General features: G+C 72.2%; 1 protein-coding gene. It reads right to left on the bottom strand.

Annotated elements, in window-relative coordinates; all coding sequences use genetic code 11:
• Positions 1-288: acyltransferase domain-containing protein (locus tag V5O46_RS31730; RefSeq protein ID WP_332888192.1), on the bottom strand; the 288-nt coding region annotated here is incomplete at both ends.

Raw genomic sequence — 288 nt, 5'->3', positions numbered from 1 at the left:
CTGGACAGGCTGGGGGATGGAGGCCATGGCGCCCCGGCCGGCGAGGTGTTCGCCGATGATCCGTGCGCGTACGGCGACGACCTTGGCCGCGTCCTCCAGGGTGAGGGCGCCTGCCACAGCGGCGGCGGCGATCTCGCCCTGGGAGTGGCCGACGACCGCGTCAGGACGGACACCGAGTTCCTGCCAGGCGGCGGCGAGGGACACCATGACGGCCCAGGTGACGGGCTGGATGACGTCGACCCGGTCCAAGTCGGTGCCGGAGCGCAGTACCTCGGTCAGCGACCAGTC

Source organism: Streptomyces poriticola (assembly GCF_036689765.1).
GTDB lineage: Bacteria > Actinomycetota > Actinomycetes > Streptomycetales > Streptomycetaceae > Streptomyces > Streptomyces poriticola.
The sequence above is the reverse complement of the archived record's forward strand: the minus strand, read 5'-3'. Positions and strand labels throughout refer to the sequence as shown.